General features: G+C 39.6%; 19 protein-coding genes, 2 rRNA genes and 1 other annotated feature (1 of these 22 running past the window's edge). Of the genes, 4 read left to right on the forward strand and 17 right to left on the reverse strand.

Annotated features, from left to right (window positions below):
• Together IGJ53_RS14090 and IGJ53_RS14095 are read right to left on the reverse strand one after the other, a co-directional pair.
• Positions 1-982 (reverse strand): 23S ribosomal RNA (locus tag IGJ53_RS14090); it reaches 1,933 nt to the left of the window's first position.
• A gap of 229 nt (positions 983-1,211) precedes the next feature.
• Positions 1,212-2,772, reverse strand: a 16S ribosomal RNA gene (locus IGJ53_RS14095).
• Together the 16S and 23S rRNA genes form the textbook arrangement of a ribosomal RNA operon.
• Positions 2,773-3,511: 739 nt before the next feature.
• Here IGJ53_RS14095 and IGJ53_RS14100 point away from each other — a divergent pair.
• The 3 genes from IGJ53_RS14100 (at position 3,512) to serS (ending at position 6,961) form a co-directional block, all read left to right on the forward strand.
• Positions 3,512-4,201: a response regulator transcription factor gene (locus IGJ53_RS14100; protein WP_002295268.1), complete on the forward strand. Its 690-nt coding sequence runs from the start codon at positions 3,512-3,514 to the stop codon at positions 4,199-4,201.
• A complete protein-coding gene (locus IGJ53_RS14105) occupies positions 4,188-5,396 on the forward strand; it encodes a sensor histidine kinase (RefSeq protein ID WP_010731683.1) in 1,209 nt (402 codons plus the stop codon). The genes IGJ53_RS14100 and IGJ53_RS14105 overlap by 14 nt, the downstream gene beginning before the upstream one ends.
• Before the next feature lie 38 nt (positions 5,397-5,434).
• Positions 5,435-5,640, forward strand: a binding site (T-box leader).
• Positions 5,641-5,689: 49 nt separating this feature from the next.
• Complete coding sequence (gene serS / locus IGJ53_RS14110) at positions 5,690-6,961, forward strand: serine--tRNA ligase (protein WP_010731684.1); 1,272 nt, start codon at positions 5,690-5,692, stop codon at positions 6,959-6,961.
• Positions 6,962-7,500: 539 nt separating this feature from the next.
• Here serS and guaB read toward each other — a convergent pair.
• The 11 genes from guaB to IGJ53_RS14165 all read right to left on the reverse strand — a co-directional run bounded on the left by guaB (position 7,501) and on the right by IGJ53_RS14165 (position 20,633).
• Positions 7,501-8,985, reverse strand: a complete 1,485-nt coding sequence (gene guaB, locus IGJ53_RS14115; protein ID WP_438750504.1) for an IMP dehydrogenase — start codon at positions 8,983-8,985, stop codon at positions 7,501-7,503.
• 674 nt (positions 8,986-9,659) lie between these two features.
• Positions 9,660-10,355: a DUF1129 domain-containing protein gene (locus IGJ53_RS14120; RefSeq protein WP_002309913.1), complete on the reverse strand. Its 696-nt coding sequence runs from the start codon at positions 10,353-10,355 to the stop codon at positions 9,660-9,662.
• 89 nt (positions 10,356-10,444) lie between these two features.
• Positions 10,445-11,545: a redox-regulated ATPase YchF gene (gene ychF / locus IGJ53_RS14125; protein WP_002293105.1), complete on the reverse strand. Its 1,101-nt coding sequence runs from the start codon at positions 11,543-11,545 to the stop codon at positions 10,445-10,447.
• A gap of 8 nt (positions 11,546-11,553) precedes the next feature.
• Entirely contained in the window at positions 11,554-11,745 is a 192-nt protein-coding gene (locus tag IGJ53_RS14130) for a DUF951 domain-containing protein (RefSeq protein WP_002293106.1), read from the reverse strand.
• Between the two features lie 20 nt (positions 11,746-11,765).
• Positions 11,766-12,656 carry a ParB/RepB/Spo0J family partition protein gene (locus IGJ53_RS14135; protein ID WP_002293107.1) on the reverse strand — a complete coding sequence of 297 codons (891 nt, stop codon included), beginning with the start codon at positions 12,654-12,656 and terminating at the stop codon, positions 11,766-11,768.
• Positions 12,643-13,410, reverse strand: a complete 768-nt coding sequence (locus IGJ53_RS14140) for a ParA family protein (protein WP_002293108.1) — start codon at positions 13,408-13,410, stop codon at positions 12,643-12,645. Before IGJ53_RS14140 ends, IGJ53_RS14135 begins: the two co-directional genes overlap by 14 nt.
• A gap of 11 nt (positions 13,411-13,421) precedes the next feature.
• A complete protein-coding gene (rsmG, locus tag IGJ53_RS14145; RefSeq protein ID WP_010731685.1) occupies positions 13,422-14,135 on the reverse strand; it encodes a 16S rRNA (guanine(527)-N(7))-methyltransferase RsmG in 714 nt (237 codons plus the stop codon).
• Positions 14,136-14,368: 233 nt separating this feature from the next.
• Complete coding sequence (mnmG, locus tag IGJ53_RS14150) at positions 14,369-16,270, reverse strand: tRNA uridine-5-carboxymethylaminomethyl(34) synthesis enzyme MnmG (RefSeq protein ID WP_438750507.1); 1,902 nt, start codon at positions 16,268-16,270, stop codon at positions 14,369-14,371.
• A 16-nt stretch (positions 16,271-16,286) separates the two neighbouring features.
• Positions 16,287-17,684, reverse strand: coding sequence for a tRNA uridine-5-carboxymethylaminomethyl(34) synthesis GTPase MnmE (gene mnmE / locus IGJ53_RS14155; protein WP_010731686.1), 1,398 nt, complete (start codon positions 17,682-17,684; stop codon positions 16,287-16,289).
• 188 nt (positions 17,685-17,872) lie between these two features.
• Positions 17,873-19,156 (reverse strand): hypothetical protein, encoded by a 1,284-nt coding sequence (locus IGJ53_RS14160; protein WP_010731687.1) that lies wholly within the window; start codon positions 19,154-19,156, stop codon positions 17,873-17,875.
• Between the two features lie 142 nt (positions 19,157-19,298).
• Complete coding sequence (locus IGJ53_RS14165) at positions 19,299-20,633, reverse strand: hypothetical protein (RefSeq protein WP_010731688.1); 1,335 nt, start codon at positions 20,631-20,633, stop codon at positions 19,299-19,301.
• A gap of 173 nt (positions 20,634-20,806) precedes the next feature.
• Between IGJ53_RS14165 and IGJ53_RS14170 the strand changes: the two genes are divergently transcribed.
• Positions 20,807-21,190 carry a hypothetical protein gene (locus IGJ53_RS14170; protein ID WP_195670334.1) on the forward strand — a complete coding sequence of 128 codons (384 nt, stop codon included), beginning with the start codon at positions 20,807-20,809 and terminating at the stop codon, positions 21,188-21,190.
• A 169-nt stretch (positions 21,191-21,359) separates the two neighbouring features.
• On the opposite strand, the gene jag is transcribed toward IGJ53_RS14170, so the two are convergent.
• The 4 genes from jag to rpmH form a co-directional block, all read right to left on the reverse strand.
• Entirely contained in the window at positions 21,360-22,118 is a 759-nt protein-coding gene (jag, locus tag IGJ53_RS14175) for an RNA-binding cell elongation regulator Jag/EloR (protein ID WP_002293118.1), read from the reverse strand.
• Between the two features lie 17 nt (positions 22,119-22,135).
• Positions 22,136-22,954: a YidC/Oxa1 family membrane protein insertase gene (locus IGJ53_RS14180; RefSeq protein ID WP_010731690.1), complete on the reverse strand. Its 819-nt coding sequence runs from the start codon at positions 22,952-22,954 to the stop codon at positions 22,136-22,138.
• Complete coding sequence (rnpA, locus tag IGJ53_RS14185) at positions 22,951-23,307, reverse strand: ribonuclease P protein component (RefSeq protein ID WP_002293120.1); 357 nt, start codon at positions 23,305-23,307, stop codon at positions 22,951-22,953. The genes IGJ53_RS14180 and rnpA overlap by 4 nt, the downstream gene beginning before the upstream one ends.
• Positions 23,308-23,424: 117 nt before the next feature.
• Positions 23,425-23,559, reverse strand: a complete 135-nt coding sequence (gene rpmH / locus IGJ53_RS14190; RefSeq protein WP_002293121.1) for a 50S ribosomal protein L34 — start codon at positions 23,557-23,559, stop codon at positions 23,425-23,427.
• Positions 23,560-24,081: the final 522 nt, after the last annotated feature.

Raw genomic sequence — 24,081 nt, forward strand, 5'->3', positions numbered from 1 at the left:
ACTCCCGGATATGAATGAATGGCATTCGGAGTTTATCTGAATTCGGTAACCCGAGATGGGCCCCTAGTCCAAACAGTGCTCTACCTCCATCATTCTCAATTCCGAGGCTAGCCCTAAAGCTATTTCGGAGAGAACCAGCTATCTCCAAGTTCGTTTGGAATTTCTCCGCTACCCACACCTCATCCCCGCACTTTTCAACGTACGTGGGTTCGGTCCTCCAGTGCGTTTTACCGCACCTTCAACCTGGACATGGGTAGATCACATGGTTTCGGGTCTACGACTACATACTCAAACGCCCTATTCAGACTCGCTTTCGCTGCGGCTCCGTCTCTTCAACTTAACCTCGCATGCAATCGTAACTCGCCGGTTCATTCTACAAAAGGCACGCCATCACCCATTAACGGGCTTTGACTTGTTGTAGGCACACGGTTTCAGGTTCTATTTCACTCCCCTTCCGGGGTGCTTTTCACCTTTCCCTCACGGTACTGGTTCACTATCGGTCACTAGGGAGTATTTAGCCTTGGGAGATGGTCCTCCCGGATTCCGACGGAATTTCTCGTGTTCCGCCGTACTCAGGATCCTCCTAGGTGTCTTCCACATTTCGTCTACGGGGTTTTTACCCTCTTTGACTGACTTTTCCAAGTCATTCGACTATCTGAAAGAACTACCATATTGGAGTCCTACAACCCCAACAAGCAAGCTTGTTGGTTTGGGCTTTTCCCGTTTCGCTCGCCGCTACTCAGGGAATCGAATTTTCTTTCTCTTCCTGCAGGTACTTAGATGTTTCAGTTCTCTGCGTCTACCTCGAATGTGCTATGTATTCACACAATCGTAACATCCTATTAAAGATGCTGGGTTCCCCCATTCGGAAATCTCTGGATCATAGCTTACGTACAGCTCCCCAAAGCATATCGGTGTTAGTCCCGTCCTTCATCGGCTCCTAGTGCCAAGGCATCCACCGTGCGCCCTTATTCACTTAACCTTATCAACCTTGCGGTTGGGTTTTGATCCTTCTTCTAGCGATAGAAGTTAGATCAAGAAAATAAGCAATTGAACTTATTAAAAAACTCATTCAACGCGGTGTTCTCGGTTTGTATTACTTACATTTACTTCAAATATCCAGTTTTCAATGAACAAAAGTGTTTGAGAGTAAACCTCTCAAAACTGAACAAAGTAAAAACAAATTGTGTAGTCTCCGTAATATTCCTTAGAAAGGAGGTGATCCAGCCGCACCTTCCGATACGGCTACCTTGTTACGACTTCACCCCAATCATCTATCCCACCTTAGGCGGCTGGCTCCAAAAAGGTTACCTCACCGACTTCGGGTGTTACAAACTCTCGTGGTGTGACGGGCGGTGTGTACAAGGCCCGGGAACGTATTCACCGCGGCGTGCTGATCCGCGATTACTAGCGATTCCGGCTTCATGCAGGCGAGTTGCAGCCTGCAATCCGAACTGAGAGAAGCTTTAAGAGATTAGCTTAGCCTCGCGACTTCGCAACTCGTTGTACTTCCCATTGTAGCACGTGTGTAGCCCAGGTCATAAGGGGCATGATGATTTGACGTCATCCCCACCTTCCTCCGGTTTGTCACCGGCAGTCTTGCTAGAGTGCCCAACTAAATGATGGCAACTAACAATAAGGGTTGCGCTCGTTGCGGGACTTAACCCAACATCTCACGACACGAGCTGACGACAACCATGCACCACCTGTCACTTTGCCCCCGAAGGGGAAGCTCTATCTCTAGAGTGGTCAAAGGATGTCAAGACCTGGTAAGGTTCTTCGCGTTGCTTCGAATTAAACCACATGCTCCACCGCTTGTGCGGGCCCCCGTCAATTCCTTTGAGTTTCAACCTTGCGGTCGTACTCCCCAGGCGGAGTGCTTAATGCGTTAGCTGCAGCACTGAAGGGCGGAAACCCTCCAACACTTAGCACTCATCGTTTACGGCGTGGACTACCAGGGTATCTAATCCTGTTTGCTCCCCACGCTTTCGAGCCTCAGCGTCAGTTACAGACCAGAGAGCCGCCTTCGCCACTGGTGTTCCTCCATATATCTACGCATTTCACCGCTACACATGGAATTCCACTCTCCTCTTCTGCACTCAAGTCTCCCAGTTTCCAATGACCCTCCCCGGTTGAGCCGGGGGCTTTCACATCAGACTTAAGAAACCGCCTGCGCTCGCTTTACGCCCAATAAATCCGGACAACGCTTGCCACCTACGTATTACCGCGGCTGCTGGCACGTAGTTAGCCGTGGCTTTCTGGTTAGATACCGTCAAGGGATGAACAGTTACTCTCATCCTTGTTCTTCTCTAACAACAGAGTTTTACGATCCGAAAACCTTCTTCACTCACGCGGCGTTGCTCGGTCAGACTTTCGTCCATTGCCGAAGATTCCCTACTGCTGCCTCCCGTAGGAGTTTGGGCCGTGTCTCAGTCCCAATGTGGCCGATCACCCTCTCAGGTCGGCTATGCATCGTGGCCTTGGTGAGCCGTTACCTCACCAACTAGCTAATGCACCGCGGGTCCATCCATCAGCGACACCCGAAAGCGCCTTTCAAATCAAAACCATGCGGTTTCGATTGTTATACGGTATTAGCACCTGTTTCCAAGTGTTATCCCCTTCTGATGGGCAGGTTACCCACGTGTTACTCACCCGTTCGCCACTCTTCTTTTTCCGGTGGAGCAAGCTCCGGTGGAAAAAGAAGCGTACGACTTGCATGTATTAGGCACGCCGCCAGCGTTCGTCCTGAGCCAGGATCAAACTCTCATAAAAAGTTCGAACAATCTTACGATTGTTAAGCTCAATTTGTTTGCTAGCATATTGCTTGCTTGTTAAAAATGTTTGTTGTCTTGAATTGAATCAAGACGCCCTACACATTTGGTTTGTCTTACTTTGTTCAGTTTTCAAAGGTCTACTTCATCGGAAGTGTTTCTCCGATTTGTTTTTGGCTGCCGTAGCAACTTTTATATCATATCAGAGTAACAAGTGATTGTCAACTCTTTTTTAAAAGTTTTTTCGATTTCGTTTTTCGAAATCTTTCAGCAACTCATTTATCATAACTTATCGTTTGTTATTTGTCAAGAACTTTTTTGAAGTTTTTTTCGATAGAATCAAGCTTCGCAAGCTGTTCTTTTTTAACTACTCAGTTATCTTATCATGTCATTATCAACATGTCAATAACTTATTTTTTATTATTTTAAGTTATTGGTGTTCTTTTGAACAAATAATAATATATCAACATCACATACGAAAGTCAATAAGAAAATGCTTATTTATCAACATTTCCAGCTTATATGATCGTTAGTTAGTACTGCTTCATTTTTGTTCGTCTTTATAACCTTAAAAAACGAAAAATCCTTTTATTTTCAGTTTAACGTTCATGTTTTTGTCCTATTTATGAGAATCAAATCTCTCACCTTCTAAAATTTTCCTTAACAAAGTGCTGCTTTTATCTATTTCTGCTTTTTTTTGCTAGAATAATAGTAACAATATGACTCTGGAGGATTTATTTATGAAAATTTTGATTGCTGACGATGATAAAGAAATCGTTGAATTATTAAGTATCTATGTTCACAATGAAGGCTATGAAGCAGTAAAGGCTTATGATGGGAAAGAAGCATTATCTAAAATCAGAACAATCCCTGATATTGAATTACTTATTTTAGATATCATGATGCCAGAGATGGACGGGATGCAAGTAGTGAAAGAGCTGCGAAAAGAATCTCAAATCCCAATCATTATGCTGACAGCAAAAACTACTGATATGGATAAGATCAAAGGACTGGTAGCTGGTGCAGATGATTATGTAACCAAACCGTTTAATCCATTAGAAGTAATGGCTAGAGTAAAGTCTTTATTACGGCGTACAAAAATGCAGATTGCCCCAGATCAGCCTGATGTATTAGAAGTAAATGCATTAATCATCAATAAAGACTCTCATGAAGTTAAAACAATCGATGGGAAAGAAATCCAGTTAACAGCTTTGGAATTCGGTATCCTCTACTTGCTTGCTAGTCATCCTAATCGAGTATTTAGCGCGGATGAAATTTTTGAGCGTGTTTGGAAACAAGAAAGTATTGTCTCTGCTAAAACTGTCATGGTTCATGTTAGCCATTTAAGAGATAAGATCGAAGAAGCAACTGGTGGTGAAAAAGTCATTCAAACCGTTTGGGGAGTGGGCTATAAAATTGACGCAAGATAGTAAACGAGCAACTGAAAAACGCCGTCGGATCAACTTGACTTCAAAAGAAATCAGCGAATTGTTAGCGGAAGGAATCATCACGATCATCCTTTTACTTCTATTAAATGTTTCTATTTTGGTTGTTATCAGTTCGGTAATCAATAGTTCACCTTCTTTGACGAATGCGATTTGGGATTCAAAGAATATTTTTGCGGAACGATTGAACACTGATTTATTTTGGAACGGTCGAAACTTTATTATTCCCTTTTTCTTTCTATTAGATATCGGTGTTTTGTATTGGCGTTTGATTCGAAGATATCGCCAAATGCAATTACGACATATCATCAGTGAACTTCATTACATCGCAAATGGAAATTATGATCATCGTATCCCTTTTGAACTTAGTGGTGACTTAAGCCGAGTTGTAACAAGTATCAATGGATTGGTAGATAGCACAGTAGCAGCGATTGAAGACGAACGTAAAATCGAGAAATCAAAAGATGAATTGATCACAAATGTTAGTCACGATATCCGTACCCCTCTTACTTCTATCATTGGATATCTAGGATTGATAGAAGATGGTCAGTATCACTCAGAAGAAGATCTTTTAAAGTATACACATACCGCTTATATTAAAGCAAAGCAGATGAAATCTTTAGTGGACGACTTATTTGAATACACTAAGGTACGCCAACCTGCTGTCCCAGTAAATTTTTCTGCCTTTGATATGATCCAGTTGATCGAACAGTTAGCAGCTGATTTTGAGTTGGAAGCTTCTAAAAAAAATATCCAAATACTTGTGCAGTCAAAAGTAGATTCCCTTATCATGGATGGCGATACAGAAAAACTTGTACGTGTCTTCAATAATCTTTTGACGAATGCGTTGAAATATGGAAAAGGAGCAACGAAGATCGTGATCGAAGTAGAACGTGTCGGTTCAGAAGTTGTTGTAACGGTCAAAAATAATGGAGCAATGATCCCGCAACAGGCAATCGATAATCTATTCGACCGCTTTTATCGTGTAGAAGAATCTCGGTCACAAGCAACTGGAGGAACTGGGCTTGGTTTAGCAATCGCTCAAAGTATTGTGGCTTTACATGGTGGCTACATTTATGCAAAATCAGATAAGCAATGGACTTCTTTCATCATGCACCTTCCAATCAAGAAAAATGAAAAATTACCTATTGATGCACAGGAAGTTATTGACGAAAGCTGAAATATTCGCTATTCTTATTACAATTATTAGAATAAATGAAAAACACAGAACCCAGTACACTTTATTCTTTTTCAGAGAGCTGATGGCAGGTGCAAATCAGCAAAGGATAATTTGGAAGTTCCAGTTCGTTTACGTGCCCTTTCGAAATAAGAAAGGTCGGTTCAACAGCCGTTATGTGTTCAACAAGTGCAGCTTATGCTGAACTTGGGTGGTACCGCGAATTTCAGACTGATTCGTCCCAAGAATAATGGGATGGATCAGTCTTTTTTTATTTTCAAAAAGGAGGAAATCATATGTTAGATGTAAAAATGATGCGACAAAATATCGAAGAAGTACAAGAAAAATTAATGACTCGGGGCGTTAAAAAAGAAACATTAGCTGAATTCATGGAACTAGATGAAAACCGCCGCAAATTACTAGTCAAAAGTGAAGAATTGAAAAAATATCGAAATGACGTTTCTGCTGAGATCGCTCAATTGAAGCGTGCAAAAGAAGAGGCTTCTGCTAAAATCGCTGAAATGAAAGAAGTCGGCGGCAACATCAAGGCATTGGATACCGAAATTGCTGAAGTAGATGAAAAATTGAAACAAATCGCCACTACTTTGCCAAACCTTCCCCATGATTCTGTGCCAGTTGGATCAGATGAAGAGGACAATGTAGAAATCCGTCGTTGGAGCGAACCACGTACATTTGCTTTTGAACCAAAACCACACTGGGAAATTGCAGAAAATCTTGATATTTTAGACTTTGAACGTGGCGCAAAAGTAGCCGGTAGCCGTTTTGTTTATTATAAAGGGTTGGGCGCTCGATTAGAACGTGCAGTCTACAACTTCATGCTTGATCAGCATATTTATGAACACGGCTATACTGAAATGATCACTCCTTATATCGTCAACAGTAAAGCGATGTTTGGTACAGGACAATTTCCAAAATTCAAAGAAGATGTTTTCCAATTGGAGAATACTGATTTAACATTGATTCCGACAGCTGAAGTCCCATTGACTAACTATTATAATGATGAAATTTTAGATGGTGCGGATTTACCTGTTTATTTCACTGCACTAAGTCCTGCTTTTCGTTCTGAAGCTGGAAGTGCCGGTCGGGATACTCGAGGACTGATCCGTCTTCACCAATTCAATAAAGTAGAAATGGTCAAATTCTCGGATGCAGAACATTCTTACGAAGAATTGGAAAAAATGACAGCTGATGCAGAAGATATCTTGAAAAAACTGCATTTGCCTTATCGTGTAATGGCCTTATCAACTGGAGACATGGGCTTTTCTGCAGCTAAAACTTATGATTTAGAAGTATGGATTCCTGCACAAGATACTTATCGTGAAATCAGTTCTTGTTCTAACTGTGAAGATTTCCAAGCACGCCGCGCCATGATTCGTTATCGCGATAATGATGGAAAAATCCACTATGCTCATACTTTGAATGGTTCAGGACTTGCGGTTGGCCGTACAGTAGCTGCCATTTTGGAAAACTACCAAAATGAAGATGGTTCTGTCACAGTTCCAGAAGCGCTCGTTCCTTATATGGGTAATCTGAAAGTTATTAAATAAAGAGGTTGTGAAAAAGCCGCTTAGTTTCGAGTATTAAGAAAAATTTTGTGAAAATGGCTTTCCACATTTTTGCATAAATTGGACTTAATACCGAGAAACTGACTTTTGAACACCGTTTATCGAGAGGTCGTGAGCCTGCCGTTCAGCTCCGAGTCACAAGGAACAATTTCAAAAAACAGCTCCTCATGTTTATTGAATATTGTGACTTGTGACCGAGGAGTTGGCAGGAGAACACCGTTTAGTGGAGAGGTTGTGAAAAAGCTGTCCTGCATCAAGTAATAAGAACTGCCAAACAAAAATAGCTCCTCCTATTTTTCGTTTGGTTGGGCTTATTACCGCAGATGCAAGCTTTTGAACACCGTTTAAGAAAGAAGTCATGAGTCTGCCGTTTCACTCGAAACCACAAGGAGCAATTTCAAAAAACAGCTCTTCATATTTTATGAATGTCGTACTTGTAATTCGGAGTTGGCAAGGGAACACTGTTTATTCAAAAAAAGGAGTGGTGACACATGTTGTGTCACCACTCTTTTTTAGTATTTTTAAGATTCAACTGAATAGTTTGGTGCTTCTTTCGTGATTTGTACATCATGAGGGTGTGATTCTTTTAATCCGCTGCCGCTCATTTGGATGAATTGCGCTTCATCACGTAATTGCTGTAAATTGGCTACCCCAACATAACCCATTCCTGAACGTAAACCGCCGATCATTTGAAAAATAATGTCTGCAACACTTCCTTTGTAAGCAACCCGACCTTCGATTCCTTCTGGTACTAATTTATTTGCTTCATTGACACTACCTTGGAAGTAACGGTCTTTTGAACCTTTTTCCATCGCGCCTAATGAACCCATACCTCGGTATGTTTTGAATCGACGCCCTTGGAAGATTTCGAATTCACCTGGTGATTCATCTGTCCCCGCCAACATGCTGCCTAACATAACTGCATGTCCGCCGGCAGCTAATGCTTTGACGATGTCACCAGAGTACTTGATTCCTCCGTCTGCAATAATCGCTTTGCCATATTGACGAGCAACTGATGCTGCATCATAGATAGCTGTGAGCTGAGGTACACCTACACCGGCTACCACACGTGTCGTACAAATCGATCCTGGTCCGATACCGACTTTTACGACATCCACCCCTGCATCATATAAAGCTTTTGTCGCTTCAGCCGTCGCAACGTTCCCAGCAATCAATGTTGCATCTGCAAAAGTTGAACGGATTTCTTGGATTTTTCGGATTACACCTGCACTATGTCCATGAGCTGTATCGATGATGATTGCATCTACCCCTGCTTCTAATAAAGCATTCGCACGCTCGAATGTATCGCTTGTTACACCAACAGCTGCTGCTACAAGCAATCGACCATGTTCATCTTTTGCTGCATTTGGAAATTCGATCACCTTCTCGATATCTTTGATCGTGATCAATCCGCTTAAACGACCTTCGTTATCAACGATTGGTAATTTTTCGATTTTATGTTTTTGCAAAATCTTTTCTGCATCTTTTAGAGAGGTACCTACTGGGGCAGTCACTAAGTTGTCTTTTGTCATCACATCAGCAATCGGCATGTGGTAATCTGTTACAAAACGCATGTCACGGTTTGTAATGATCCCTACCAATTTTCTGTTTTCAAGTGTTTCAACGATTGGCACACCACTGATACGGTATTTGCTCATCAATTCTTCTGCATCTGCTACAAGATGCTGTGGCGTTAAGAAGAACGGATCAATGATGACGCCACTTTCAGAACGTTTGACTTTTCTTACTTCATCCGCTTGCTGGCTGATTGTCATGTTTTTATGGATCACACCTAATCCGCCTTGTCTTGCCATAGCGATGGCCATCTTGCTGTCGGTAACGGTATCCATACTTGCACTGATGATTGGAATATTCAACTTAATATTTTTAGCTAATTGTACGCTCATATCCACTTCGTTTGGTAACACGTGACTTTCTGCTGGTATCAATAAGACATCATCAAAAGTAAATCCTTTTTTCGTGAACTTTGTTTCCCAGTTGGACATTTTTAGTACCACTCCTCTAATTTAGTTTATCTATTAAAATAATTGATTTTTTCATTTAAGTCAATGATCTACATGGAATCAAATTAGCTTTCTCATAGAACACCAATATAAACCGCTTACATCTGTGTATATACTAAAAGAGAAGGTGACAGAAGTGGTCAGATGATTGAACACTGTTTAGTGGAGAGGTTGTGAAAAAGCTGTCCTACATCAAGTAATAAGAACGGCCAAACAAAAATAGCTCCTCCTATTTTCGTTTGGTTGGGCTTATTACCGCAGATGCAAGCTTTTGAACACCGTTTAAGGAAGAGGTTGTGAAATCAGCGTTTTGACCTGAGTATTAGAGAAACAAACGGAAAAATAGTTCCTCATGTTTTGCCGTTTGTTGAGCTAATGCCGAGGGTCAGATGATTGAACAGCGTTTAAGGAAGAGGTTGTGAGCCTGCCGTTCAGCTCCGAGTCACAAGGAGCAATTTCAAAAAACAGTTTCTCATGTTTGTTGAATATTGTGATTTGTGACCGAGGAGTTGGTAGGAGAACACCGTTTATTCGAAAAAAGGAGCTGCGACAAGACTTTTGTCACAGCCCCTTACTATTATTTAACTATGGATAAACGGAATGAGGTCCTTTACTACCTCTCAATATTTAGTAAAGCTGCTGCTCTGCTTTCTGGTTTATCTTCTTGGAACGGATAAACTTCCAATGATCCCATACTTTTTCTTCAAGTAGTAACGGACGGCTAAAGCAGCTGCTCCGATGATGATAACTACTATCGGATCTAATACTGGATTGATAACTGGCGGCAATAGCGTTGTCGCAGAAAACAGCACGACCCAAAGAAGTGTCGTTCCACCTAGGATAAGCAATGTTTTACCCATTCCTGGTTTCTTGCTTCGATCTGCTCCTGGGTATTCATACTGATAGATGTACTTGTACATCATATAAAAGACCCAGCCACCGATTGCAGAACCTAGAACGAGTGTAGAGAAGCCATAAGCTGGCGTTGTTCCACGTGAAAACAATCCGGTAATCGCGATCATGATACTTAATAGACCAAGCAGTAGTAATGTATTATCCAACCACATCAATAAAGGGGTCGATGTATTTTGTACTTCTGCTGGTTTATTGATGATTGCTTCCGTTCTTTCAGAGACTGTCCCGAACAATTGGCGAGCTGTTTTTCCGCCTTTTTGTTCTGCAACTAAAGTAGGCAGAATGTCATGAAGGGCTTTTACTTTTTCTTCTTCAGACAAATTCGCTGCTTCTAAAGATTTTTTCAAATCAAAAATGTACTGTTGATTTCTTTTGGTTAATTTTGTTTCTAAACTATTGTTTTCTTTTACGATTTCTCGTAATTGTTCTGGTTCCATTATCTAATAGTCCTCCTTAGCCGTTCCTTTTCTCAACGGTCGTCACAAAAGACATTCTACCATATTCTACAGCTAGTTTGATAGCCCTTTTACACATTAAAGCGGAATAACATTACATCGCCATCTTGTACGACATAATCTTTTCCTTCTAATCGAACACGCCCAGCTTCTTTTGCTGCATGCATGTTTCCATAATGATCCAAGTCTTCAAAAGAGACAGTTTCCGCACGGATAAATCCGCGTTCGAAATCTGAATGGATGATTCCTGCTGCTTGTGGCGCTTTGATTCCTTTTTTGAATGTCCAAGCACGTACTTCTTGTTCCCCAGCAGTAAAGTAAGTAGCTAAGCCTAACAAATCGTAGGCGGCACGGATCAACTGATCCAAACCTGATTCTTCGATTCCTAAAGCTTCTAGAAATTCCGCTTTGTCTTCTTCATCTAATTCTGCGATTTCTTCTTCTGCACGAGCACTGACCACGATCACTTCTGCATTTTCTTCTGCAGCAAAGTTGCGCACTTCTTGTACATAATGATTTGCATCTGCATCTGCCACATCATCTTCTGATACATTTGCTACGTAAAGAATTGGTTTTGTCGTCAATAAGAATAGTGATTTAACGATTTTTTGTTCTTCTTCTGTGAATTCGATCGTTCGAGCAGATTTTCCTTCTTCCAGTACAGGTTTGATTTTGTCCAATACAGCTAGCTCTGCCACGGCATCTTTATCTTTGGTTTTAGCAACTTTTGCTACACGAGTATAGCGTTTGTTGATCGATTCCAAGTCTGCTAACACTAGTTCCAAGTTGATTGTATCAATATCTTCTAGTGGATCGACGCGTCCTTCTACGTGAGTGATATTATCATCATCAAAACAGCGGACGACGTGACAAATAGCATCTACTTGGCGGATATGGCTTAAGAATTGATTCCCCAAACCTTCTCCTTTACTTGCGCCTTTTACGATTCCAGCAATATCTGTAAATTCAAAAGTCGTCGGAACAGTTTTTTTCGGATGTACAAGTTCTGTTAAGCGTTGCAAACGCCAGTCAGGTACTTCTACCATCCCTACGTTAGGGTCGATCGTCGCAAAGGGATAGTTTGCTGCTTCTGCTCCTGCTTTTGTGATCGCATTAAACAAAGTTGATTTTCCTACGTTGGGCAACCCAACAATTCCAGCAGTCAATGCCATAAATTTATTCACTCTTTCTCTGCATTTTTTTCAATTACTTTTTTTAATTTCTTTTCAAAATCTCGACGGGTCATCATGACGATATGTCCGCAATTCATACATCTGATTTTGATATCTGCGCCCATTCGAATGACTTCCCAGCGGTTCGTCTGGCAAGCGTGAGGTTTTTTCATTTCAACGATATCGTGCAAGTCGTACATAAAAATAGCCTCCTTTTTGTTTATTCTTCATCAAATTGAATATTCAAGATATCAAGAATTCGTGTCAAATCTTTTTGAGAAAGGTATTCGATCTCGATCTTACCTTTCCCGTTTTTTTCTTGGATAGCTACGCTCGTACCGAATTTATCCATCAAACGATCTTCGCTTTCTCGGATATAATATGGTTTTTCCTTTGCTAGCCTTGGGATTTTTTTCTTTTCTTTTCCATCGTTTTGATTTAACTCAGAAACGATCTGTTCCAGTTGGCGGACAGTTAAATTTTCAGTTACTGCACGATTGGCTAATTTCAAGATCAATGATTTGTTTTTCAAGCCTAACAGCGTACGAGCTTGTCCCATAGATAAACGTTGATCTTGCACCATTTCCTTAACAAGATCTGGTAAAGAAAGCAAGCGCAAATAATTGGCGATATAAGGTCTGCTCTTTCCTAAACGACTAGCCACTTCTGCTTGTGTCAGTTTCAGATTTTTCATCAGCATTTCATACGCTTCTGCTTCTTCTAATGGATTCAGATCTTCCCGTTGCAGGTTTTCCAACACGGCTACTTGCATCATTGCTTCTTCGTCAAAGTCTCTGACGATAGCAGGGATCGTTTCTTTTTCAGCTAGTTTGGACGCTCGAAAACGTCTTTCCCCTGCGATGATCTCATACCCTTTTACTGCAGAACGGCGTACGATGATTGGTTGGAAGACGCCTGATTGTTCAATAGAATTAGCTAGTTCTTGCAAAGATACTTCTTCAAATGTCTTACGAGGCTGATACGGATTTGGACGCAGCTCATTCAATGGCAACTGGACCACGGTATCATCTTTTACATCCACCGTCTCTAAGTTTTCTAAATCTTGAAACAATGCATCGATTCCTCGGCCTAATCCTTTACTTTTCTTCACGACTTACCACTTCCTTTGCCAATGCTTGGTAGACTTCAGCTCCCCGAGAACGTGGATCGTAGTCGATGATCGGTTTTCCATGACTAGGTGCTTCTGATAAACGAATATTTCTTGGGATGATTGTTTCATAGACTTTTTCGCGGAAGTATTTGCGTACTTCTTCTACGACTTCATTTCCCAGATTCGTTCGTGCATCATACATGGTCAGCAAGACACCTTCTATTTCCAATTCTGGATTGAAGTGCTTTTGGACTAAACGAACCGTATTCAGTAATTGGCTTAATCCTTCCAATGCGTAATATTCACACTGAACAGGTATCAAAATCGAATCACTTGCTGTAAATGAATTGATTGTCAAATGGCCAAGAGAAGGCGGGCAGTCGATCAAAATATAATCATACTGGCTGCTGACTTCTGCTAAAGATCCTTTTAATCTTGATTCTCTTGCCATCATTGATGTCAATTCGATCTCTGCTCCTGCTAATTGGAGAGTCGCAGGCACAATACTCAAATTTTCATGTTCAGTGATCAACGTCGCCTCATCAATTGGCAATTCATTGACTAGAACGTCATAGATGTCTTTTGTCACATCGGGTTTTCTGATCCCGACACCACTGGTAGCATTTCCTTGTGCATCCATATCCACTAGTAATACTTTTTTGCCAAGGCTGGCAAGACAAGCACCTAGATTTACCGTCGTCGTTGTTTTGCCGACGCCACCTTTTTGGTTCGCAACAGATATTATTTGTGCCATCTCTTCTCCTCCTATTTGATTGGCTGCTTATTAGGCAGACCGGGCTTTCTTGGGTATTTCTTTGGGGTTATTTTCTTTTTTTGAATGACGATAATATGCCGTTGGTCAGAGACTTTCGGCAAGGTAACTGCCTCTTCTTTGAGGAATTTACCACCTAATAAAGCAATCGCTTGTTTTGCTTCTGTCAGTTCCTCTTCACTTTTTGCTGCTTTCAATGCATAAAAATAGCCTTCTTGTTTAGCCAATGGCAAACACAATTCTGCTAACACATTCAAACGAGCAACTGCACGAGCAGTGACAAGGTCAAATGATGCACGAAATTGAGGATTTTGTCCAAATGTTTCTGCCCGGTCATGATATAAAGAAGCATCGATTCCTAATAATCGAGTTAGTTCAGACAAGAAGGTTATTCGTTTATTCAGAGAATCAACAATCGTTATCTGCAATTCGGGAAAGGCAATTTTTAAAGGTATGCTAGGAAACCCTGCCCCTGAACCGACATCGCATAAAGATAAAGGTTGCGTAAAATCTACTTCAAATGCTAACGTAAGCGAATCGTAAAAATGCTTCAGGTATACGTCTTTTTCGTCCGTAATGGCTGTAAGATTCATTTTTTCGTTCCATTCGACTAATGTCCGATAATAGATAGCAAATTGTTCCATTTGATGATCGGTAAGCTCTATCCCTTTTTCTGCCAAAGATTGGCGAAATTCTTCTGGTATCATAATTATTCCTTTCATTGTGAAACAGCAATTGTTTCACAGATTCTCTCCCTACTTTAACGCAAAATTCCAAGACATGCAATCCTTCCATATGGATTCTTAAAAATTTGAAAAGTAAGAAACGCCGATAGATTTTTTCTTTCTATTATGGCACTTATAAAATACACATAGAAGAGAGAACTAGCTTTGAGCAATTTCTGCAAAAACTGGTTCTCTCTTCTATTTATTATTACGTATTACGCTGGTTCACTGACTTTCGCAATCTTCCCTTGTTCGATATAGACCATTAAGATGCTTAGATCTGCAGGATTTACTCCGCTGATCCGGCTAGCTTGGGCAATCGTTTCTGGTTGGATTTTCTGCAATTTTTGTTTTGCTTCTGTTGCTAATCCGTTGATTGCTGCGTAGTCGATGTTTTCTGGAATCTTTTTCGCTTCCATGCGTTTTAATTTTTCTACTTTTTCCATGGCTTTTTTGATGTAGCCTTCATATTTGATTTGGATTTCTACTTGTTCGATTTCTTTTCGTGTTAATTCTTCATTCTTTGGAATAAACCGTAAAAGATCTGCATAAGTAATCTCAGGGCGTCTTAAAAAGTCGCTTGCTAGTACGCCATCTTTTAGAGGTGCCGCATTAATCGTCGCTAAAAAGGCTTGAACTTCTTCTGTTGGTTTGATCCGTACATTCATCAAACGTTTGATTTCTTGTTCAACTGCTTCTTTTTTCTTTAAATAAGCCTTGTATTGGTCTTCTTTTACTAAGCCCACACGGTGACCCATTTCTGTCAATCGCAAATCTGCATTATCATGACGTAAAAGCAGACGGTATTCAGCACGTGAAGTCAGCAAACGGTAAGGCTCGTTCGTTCCTTTTGTCACCAAATCATCGATCATGACACCGATGTAACCATCACTTCGTTTGATCACTAAAGGCTCTTTTCCTTGAACTTTCAAAGCTGCATTGATACCGGCAATCAGCCCTTGTCCAGCCGCTTCTTCATACCCGCTTGTACCATTTGTTTGTCCAGCTGTATAAAGATTTTCAACGACTTTAGTTTCTAATGTCGGACGGAGTTGGTGTGGTTCTACTACGTCATATTCGATAGCATATCCTGTACGCATCATTTCTACTTTTTCCAAACCGGCGATGGAATGAAGCATGTCGACTTGGACATCTTCTGGTAACGAAGTGGATAACCCTTGAACATAGACTTCTTCCGTATTTAAGCCTTCTGGTTCCAAAAATAGTTGATGACGTGGTTTGTCTGCAAAACGCACGATCTTATCTTCGATGGATGGACAATAGCGAGCACCTACCCCTTCAACGATCCCTGTAAACATTGGGGCACGATGTAAGTTGTCTCGAATGATTTGGTGAGTCGTCTCACCTGTATAGGTCAGCCAGCAAGATTCTTGATCTAGTTTATAGGCACTATCTGGTGTGCTGAAGCTAAAATGATTCGGCTCTTTGTCACCAGGTTGTTCTTCTGTAACAGAATAATCGATCGTACTTGATTTTACTCGAGGCGGTGTTCCTGTTTTGAACCGTTCAATAGCAAAGCCAAGTTCTTTTAGATGATTCGCTAGTCCAATAGAAGGTTGAGAGTTATTCGGACCTGATGAATATTTCAATTCACCGATAATGATTTCTCCTCGAAGTGCTGTTCCGGCTGTAATAACAACTGCTTTTGCCCGATAGCTCGCTCCTGTGGAAGTCACTACACCATGACAAACACCATCTTCGACGATCAGTTCTTCGACGATTCCTTGTCTTAGCGTCAAATTTGGTTCTTTTTCGATCGTATGTTTCATTTCTGTTGAATAAGCATGTTTGTCTGCTTGTGCTCGCAATGCTCGGACAGCTGGGCCTTTTCCTGTGTTCAACATACGCATTTGGATATAGGTTTTATCGATATTCTTACCCATTTCTCCACCTAGCGCATCGATTTCTCGAACAACAACACCTTTAGCTGGTCCGCCTACAGAAGGATTACATGGCATGAATGCTACCATATCCAAATTTATTGTCAGTAATAACGTTTTCGAGCCCATACGTGCAGCAGCAAGTGCAGCTTCTGAACCGGCATGTCCTGCGCCGACAACGATTACGTCATACGCATCTGCTTCATAATGTTTCAATCGTTTGTTCCTCCTTTTATTTTCCTAAACAAAATTGACTGAATAATTGAGTGATCAATTCATCTTGTACACTGTCGCCAACAACTTCTCCTAGATAGTCCCAGCAACGCGTCATATCGATTTGAACGAGATCCACAGGCATTCCTGCATCAATACCTGCAATGACTTCTTCCAGTGACAGGGAAGCTTTTTCTAACAATGCGATATGGCGGGTATTGGAAACATAAGTAGCGTCTCTTTCTCCTGTTTCTCCGCTGAAGAATAAATCAGAAATAGCTGATTCCAAACGATCTAGTCCGTCGTTTTTAGCTACGGAAATTGAAAAAACTGGTTCATTTTCGATCAATTTGTACAATTTTTCTTGTTCCAACTGTGCTGGCAAATCTGTTTTATTTAGAAGAATGATACGTTTCAATCCACTTGTCGCTTCCAGTAATTGTTCATCTTCTGCTGTCAGTGGTTCGCTTTGGTTTAGAACAAGTAAGATCAAGTCTGCTTCTGCTAATGCTTTTCGGCTTCTTTCGACCCCGATACGTTCCACCACATCTTCTGTTTCCCGAATTCCAGCTGTATCGATTAGCTTGAGCGGTACCCCCCGAACATTGACATACTCTTCGATTACATCTCGAGTCGTTCCTGCAATGTCCGTAACGATGGCTTTTTCTTCTCTTAACAAATGGTTCAACAAACTTGATTTGCCGACATTTGGCCGGCCGATGATCGCCGTACTTAGCCCTTCCCGCAGAACCTTTCCTTGCTTGGACGTAGCAAGTAGTGCTTGGATTCTTTGTTGGATCATCTGTGCTTTTTCAAGCAATAACTTCGTAGTCAATTCTTCGACGTCGTCATATTCCGGATAATCAATATTTACTTCTACTTGTGCTAATGTCTCTAAAATCTCTTGTCTCAATGAGCGGATCAAAGCAGACAGATTGCCGTCTAACTGATTAAGTGCTAACCCCATTGCTTTGTCTGTTTTTGCCCGAATCAAATCCATCACAGCTTCTGCCTGTGAAAGGTCAACACGACCATTTAAGAATGCTCGTTTTGTGAATTCGCCTGGCTCAGCTAATCTTGCCCCTTCTCTTAACAATAACTGCAAAATTTGATTGACTACGACGATTCCGCCGTGACAATTGATTTCTACTACATCTTCCCGCGTAAATGTCTTTGGTGCTCTCATCACGGAGACCATGACTTCATCGACTAGCTGATCGCTCTTAGGATCAACGATATGTCCATAATGAATCGTATGGCTTGGTACTTCTGATAGTCGTTTATTCCCAGAATGATAAACTTTATCTGCTAGTTGCACAGCTTGATCGCCACTTAAACGAACGATACTGATTGCTCCTTCTCCAGGCGGGGTAGAAATTGCCGCAATCGTATCAAATTCTAAAGTAATTTCAGCCATTTTTTCACTTCCTTTTTCATTTTGCGCACAAAAAAAGTGCCCACTCCACCCTTTATGTATAATAAACGGTGAACTTCGCACTTTGACTGCTTGTTCTTGATTAAATTCTGGTCATAGGTTATCACACTTGCCATAAGGAATCAAGTGTTTAAAACAAGTTATATGAAGTTGTACCTCACCTGATTCCATTACCTTACATTTAATTGACTTTGGATGTCTCTTTGTGTTCTTTGATTTATTTTTGAATTGGAACCAATAATGATTTTACGCAGTGTTTCTACTTTTTTTTGATCAAATCCATCACACCTGCTTCTTATCGCTTTGATTTCCGCTCCTGTTATGTGACGGGATTCAGGAACTACTTCTTTCCGAGGAACAAATGGGATTGTCCAAATTGCATTGTTATATTTATCACCCCAAAATACTTTATAGACTTTTTTATTCTCCAGTGGAAGCTGTTCTCGCTCTTTTTTTCTATCCAAATAATGATTATAGGCTTTTGAAATAAAATATCTCACTTCTTCTTTACCATATCCCGATTTTTCCAAGTGCATGATCATTAGTTCATTCATTACATAATTGAATTTTTCTGTCGATAATGTTTTGTATTTCGTTTGCCAAAAGTTTCTGTCGTGGATAGTGACTTCTTTTCTGGTTCCCAAAATATATTTTAAAGAAGCATTCATATTATTTATTTCACAGTTTCCTTGAACATACTGAGTAGTAGCAACATGATCCGTACTATATTCTTTTTCTGTGCAGTTACTTAGTTTGTTTAAAATGTGATAAGTTCTTTTAGCTGTAGCAAATGGATTGATTCTTTCTTTAAAGGTAAGATGCTGCCTTCCTATTCGAAGCACTTCTTCCAATCCTTTCTTCTCTACTCCTTCATAGACATAAACTGGGGTGATTTTCAGGGTCTCTTGATCGAACCACAGCTTTTCTTGAATCTTTTTTTTCAATGCCCTTTTGTCAGGATAGTGCATTCTTATTTGTGCTTTATCATAAACTTCTACGTTCAGACGATCTTGCTCTTTTTTTATGATAAAAGTGACGCCATGACCATTTTTGAACCATGAATACCATTTTTCTTTATAAAACATCGAAACTGGTACAACTAAAAAACTATCTTTATGATTATTCTCTAGCTCATTGATGTAATTTCTAAATAATTTTGTATGGATTGAACCATAAACACTTTTTTGAATGGATTCTTTGATTTTGTTGATGTCCCGACCTTCGAATTCATCTGGGTAAACATTGAGGATTTGTTGGTAAACGGTCATAAATTCAATTGTCGGGCTTGTACTGGGTTTCGTCTTAAAAAAAATATCATTTCCGATCATGTTCCAATTTTGTAAAAGCACACTGCACATTTCTGGCACATATTTTTCGCTATTTATGTACTTTTCTCTTTTTTTATCCGCCGATTGAATCAACTTTTCTACTTGTGCTGCATCTAAAAGATCCATCTTTAAACGTTCCTTTCTTTTCTCTCTACCAAATGAACAATACTGTATAAGCAAGGATTTATCTTTTTTCAAAAAAGGGAAGCTAAACAAATATGATAGCGCTATCTTAACATTTCTTTTAAAAAGAAAAATGACCTATTTATCAAACTTCTCTTATAACACCACGCTCTTGTTGTCTTCTTTGTCGTTCAACCACCGTACTAAACGAAGGAGCTGATATTCTTCGGATAATATTGTGTAGTTGTTGTTGCCTAGATTCCGTACACTTTATTTTGACAGAGCAAATTTCAACAGGCGTTAAATGATAACAACTTTTCTGTTTATTTTCGCTAGAAGGCAGTCCATAAGAAAAACAAAGCGTATGGTCGATGGATTTTCTAATTTCAGTGGGGATAGTCCAATGATTATTCTTATTGATTCCTCCCCATTCTGATTTATGTGCTATTTTATCAATCACATCAAGAGCTGATCGCTGACTTTTGGCTTCTTTATAGACTTCATAAGCATTTCTAATGAAATTTTCTGTCGCTTGCCCATAGCCTATTTTTTTCAAATGTGTGAACATCAGCTCATTTATTGTGTGATTTAATCGTTCAGTAGACAACGTTTTATATTTTGTTTGAAAGAATTCTTTACCGTCGATCATAATTTCTGTTTTTGTTCCCAGCACATATTTTAATGCCGCATTCATATTTTTGATTTCACTGTTACTTTTTACATATTGAATCGTTCCTACATGAGAGGTATATCCTTCTATTTCTGCACACTTACTTAATTTATTGTAAATATAATAACTCTTCTTATATTTGGGAAAAGGATCTGCTTTTTCCCGCCAATTGTGATGATTCCTTCCTACACGTAAAACGTCAACTAGTGATTGGACATCATTCAGTTCATATCTGTATATAGGAGTTAATTTTGCTATTTCTTCTTTTACCCATGAATTTTTATGAACACTTTTTTTCTTCGCATGTTTATCTGGACGAATCGATCTTATTTGAACCCTATCATAAATCTGCACGTTTATCTGGTTGTTTTGTTTTTGTATAATAACTGTAGCGTCATATTTTCCTGTTAAATCGGCAGATTGATAACTTGGAAAGTAAAATGAAACGGGTACTACTAAAAAGCTGTCTTGATCATTGTTTTTCAATTCATTGATATAGTTACTGAACAACTCGGTATGAATAGATCCGTAAATACTTTTTTGAATGGATTCTTTGATTTTTTTGCTGTCGCGTCCTTCGAATTCTTCAGGATGAATATCGAGAATTTGCTGATAAATTGCCATAAATTCAATGGTTGGAGTTGTACGTGGCTTTTCTATTAAAAAAGTATCATTGTCGCGCATGTTCCAATTTTGCAGAAGAAGACTGCACATATCCCGCGCATAGATATCACTTTTTAAATAACGATTTCGCTTCCGATTGGCTGATTGGATCAAATCTGCTACTTGTTTTTCAGTCAATGTACTCATTCTATATACCTTTTCCTTCCTTTATTGAGTAAAACAACTTTTAAGACTACGAAATACCCAGTTAATTATAACATCTGTGGTTTCTGTACATTTTCTAGCTTTTTCAAAATAAAGAAATAATTGTTTCTCTTCTATTCATACTTTTTCTTTCTTCATAAAAACGGTAAACTAAAATGGTAACGCTATCTAAACTATTTGTTTTTGAAAGGAGAAAAGGAGTGAGCCAGTTCAACTCTGATGCATTGAAAGAAGAAAGTGATCCTCGGATCAACGATGTTGTTTTATCTACAGGAAATATCAATCAAAAATATATCGTCCGCGATATCGTTTTTGTTGTGGAATGCTTAGAAGCTGATTTGTTTGACCCAGCTTTTCCCAAAGAGGATCTTTTCTTGACAACGAAGAGGAAATTAAAGAGGAAGGTTCTTGAATATGGTGCCAACGCGGTGATCAACTGTCATTTTGAGTATCAGCAAAGAAATCGGGATGGAAAGTATTTTCTGGAACTTTTTGCTTATGGGACAGTGATCCAATTTATCCAAACGACGATTGGTTAAATGAAATAGGCACAAAAAAAGCGGAGCAAAACTGAAAACAGTTTCGTTCCGCTTTTTTCTATCAAAGTTAGTGACTACTTCATCGTATACTCTGATAAGAATGATTTCTAGTAAAATATACTTGGTTTGAAAAACTTTGTCAACGTGATTTATTCAAAAAGTAATGGAATCAATAATATTTTTTAGCAGGTTCAACTACTAAGTAACGATAAGGTTCCTCACCTTCCGAATGTGTTTTTACATGTTCATCTTTACTTAATGCAGCATGGATTTGTTTACGTTCAAAGGCAGGCATTGGTTCTAAGAAAACAGGCTGTCCTGTCCGTTTTACTTTTTCAGCCGTGCGATCAGCTAAACGCTGAATGATCTCTTGGCGCTTTTCACGGTAATTGCCTACATTGACCACTACAGATAGCTTATTTCTTGCTAAACGATGGATGAAGACTTGTGCCAGATATTGCAATGCATTCAACGTTTTTCCATGTTTCCCAATCAGTAACCCTTGCTTTTGTGTTTCTAAATGGAAAACGACCATATTATTGGATTCTCTTTCCATTTTGACAAGAGCTGGAGCATCAAGCTGTTTTGAAATTTCAGTAAGATAGACTGCCAATTCCGTTAAAGCTGCTTCATCACCTAGCTCACTTACTTCTTCTGTTTTTTCTTCAAGAATCGTTTCGTTGACTACCTCGATCTCAGCTGTTGGTTCTTCTTCTAAAATCTCTTCTACCGTCTGTTCTACTGTTTCAGAAATTTTTTCGCTGATACTTGGCTGGATCGAAAGCCGTGCATTCTTTCGGCCCATTCCTAGGAAACCTTTTTTTCCTTCTTCCAGTATTTCGATTTCAACTTGGTCTTTGGCCAAACCCAAATCAGCTAGACCTAGTTGGACAGCTTCATCTATTGTTGCAGCTTCATAAATCGGCATTAGCATTCCCTCCCCTATTATTTCCGTTTTTTCTTAGGACTCTTTGCTTTCTTCAACGCACGTTCTCTTTCGCGGATTTTACGTGCTTCTTCTTCCCGTTCTTTTCGAATTTTGAAAGGATTGTTGATCAGCAGCGTTTGTACAACTTGGAAGGCATTGGAAACCACCCAGTATAATGAAAGACCGCTGGCTAAATTGACACCCATCACTAAAATCATTACAGGCATCACGAAATTCATGATCTTCATTGATGCATTCGATTCAATCTGACTCATGCTAGATAAATACGTACTTGCAAAAGTAAAGATTGCTGCTAGAATCGGCAAGATAAATGTTGGATCCGCGTTCCCTAAGTTCAACCATAAGAAATGGCCTTGTTTCAACTCAGGTACACGGGAAATAGATTGCCATAACGCCATCAAGATTGGCATTTGTACCAATAAAGGAAGACAACCAGCATATGGATTGACTCCATTTTCCGCATATAAACGCTGTTGCTCTTCTCTTAATTTACTTTGTGTTTCTGGGTCTCTTGAACTATATTGTTGCTGCAGTGCTTTTAATTTCGGTTGTAATTCTTGTGTCTTACGCATGCTCTTTGTTTGGAAATGCATCAGCGGCAACAAGATCACACGGATGATTAATGTAAATAAAATGATCCCTATTCCTGCATTACCAAATGACAACGCCTTGATTGCCTCAGCAAAGTAATAAACAATATAACGATCCCAAATTCCTGTACTTTGTGCGCTGACTTCCCCAGTTCCGCAACCGGATAAGACGATGACCAAACTAACGATACCGGCCATCAAAAGTAAACGTTTGTATTTCTTCACTTACTCTTTTCCTCTCTGTCGATTATTTTTGCAAGTTTTAAGACGTGGACTAAATTGGAGCGAACCTCATCATAAGTCAGCCCCTTCACACTTGGTCTAGCAATCACAATAAAATCCAACTCCGGATCAATCTCTTCTTTTATAGAATAAACTGCTGCTCGGATTTTTCGTTTGACTTCATTGCGGCTTACCGCGTTGCCGACCTTTTTTCCTACAGATAAACCAACTCGAAAATGAGGCTGTCCCGGTTTTTTCAAACGGTAAACGACGAATTTGCGGTTAGCAAAAGAATCTCCCGTATGAAACACGGCTTGAAACTCTCGTTCTTTTTTTACTCGATACGCTTTTCTCATTAGTTTTCTTTCCTTTTCTATCTCTCACTTACGCTCATAATCATACCATAATTACGATTGTCCTTTCATCATTTCCCTAAAAAAGAGTATAAAAAAAACCACTGAAACCCCAGTGGCCTAAGCTGAAAGAACTTTTCTTCCTTTACGACGACGGCTAGCTAACACACGACGTCCATTTTTAGTACTCATACGTTTACGGAATCCGTGAACTTTTTGACGTTTACGTTTATTTGGTTGGTATGTTCTTTTCATATATTCCACCTCCAAAATGTTCTTATCTATTTTATAAACACAGACATACTTTGATAGTATAACGACAAAGTAGTGATTTTGTCAATATAAAATAGAAGATCGATTGTCAAAACTTATCCACAAGATTATTTTTTTCTATGGGAATCCCATGTGGAAAAAGTTATACACAGGAATTATCCACAAATAATAACGAGGCACTTTTACACAGAAAACACACGTGTAAAAAAAGTAATCCACAACTAGGCATTTTCCTGTGCATTTCGTCCCTAAACTATTGATAAATATACATTTGTTATCCACAGGTATAGGAGGAAATCTAGTGATTTTTACAAGTTGTCCACCTGTGCATTAGTGGTGTGGAAAACTTTTTTTGACAGCTGTGTTTTTCTCTTTTTTTTATTTGTCGATTATGTGGATAATTGTAATTAAAAAATTTTTTTCTTCGGTTTCTGTGGAAAACTATTGAAAAAAATGCTAAATTAGTACTAGTTATTCACTTTTTAATGAAGGAGGAGGCCTTAT

Origin of the sequence: Enterococcus sp. DIV1283b, from assembly GCF_051710965.1 — a bacterium.
GTDB lineage: Bacteria > Bacillota > Bacilli > Lactobacillales > Enterococcaceae > Enterococcus_B > Enterococcus_B lactis.

Coding starts and splice junctions, on each gene's coding strand:
- IGJ53_RS14100 (WP_002295268.1), top strand. CDS start 3,512: ATGAAAATTTTGATTGCTGACGATGATAAAGAAATCGTTGAATTATTA.
- serS (WP_010731684.1), top strand. CDS start 5,690: ATGTTAGATGTAAAAATGATGCGACAAAATATCGAAGAAGTACAAGAA.
- guaB (WP_438750504.1), bottom strand. CDS start 8,985: ATGTCCAACTGGGAAACAAAGTTCACGAAAAAAGGATTTACTTTTGAT.
- IGJ53_RS14120 (WP_002309913.1), bottom strand. CDS start 10,355: ATGGAACCAGAACAATTACGAGAAATCGTAAAAGAAAACAATAGTTTA.
- ychF (WP_002293105.1), bottom strand. CDS start 11,545: ATGGCATTGACTGCTGGAATTGTTGGGTTGCCCAACGTAGGAAAATCA.
- IGJ53_RS14130 (WP_002293106.1), bottom strand. CDS start 11,745: ATGTACGACTTGCACGATATCGTTGAAATGAAAAAACCTCACGCTTGC.
- IGJ53_RS14140 (WP_002293108.1), bottom strand. CDS start 13,410: ATGGCACAAATAATATCTGTTGCGAACCAAAAAGGTGGCGTCGGCAAA.
- rsmG (WP_010731685.1), bottom strand. CDS start 14,135: ATGATACCAGAAGAATTTCGCCAATCTTTGGCAGAAAAAGGGATAGAG.
- mnmE (WP_010731686.1), bottom strand. CDS start 17,684: ATGGCTGAAATTACTTTAGAATTTGATACGATTGCGGCAATTTCTACC.
- IGJ53_RS14160 (WP_010731687.1), bottom strand. CDS start 19,156: ATGGATCTTTTAGATGCAGCACAAGTAGAAAAGTTGATTCAATCGGCG.
- IGJ53_RS14165 (WP_010731688.1), bottom strand. CDS start 20,633: ATGAGTACATTGACTGAAAAACAAGTAGCAGATTTGATCCAATCAGCC.
- IGJ53_RS14170 (WP_195670334.1), top strand. CDS start 20,807: ATGGTAACGCTATCTAAACTATTTGTTTTTGAAAGGAGAAAAGGAGTG.
- jag (WP_002293118.1), bottom strand. CDS start 22,118: ATGCCGATTTATGAAGCTGCAACAATAGATGAAGCTGTCCAACTAGGT.
- rnpA (WP_002293120.1), bottom strand. CDS start 23,307: ATGAGAAAAGCGTATCGAGTAAAAAAAGAACGAGAGTTTCAAGCCGTG.
- rpmH (WP_002293121.1), bottom strand. CDS start 23,559: ATGAAAAGAACATACCAACCAAATAAACGTAAACGTCAAAAAGTTCAC.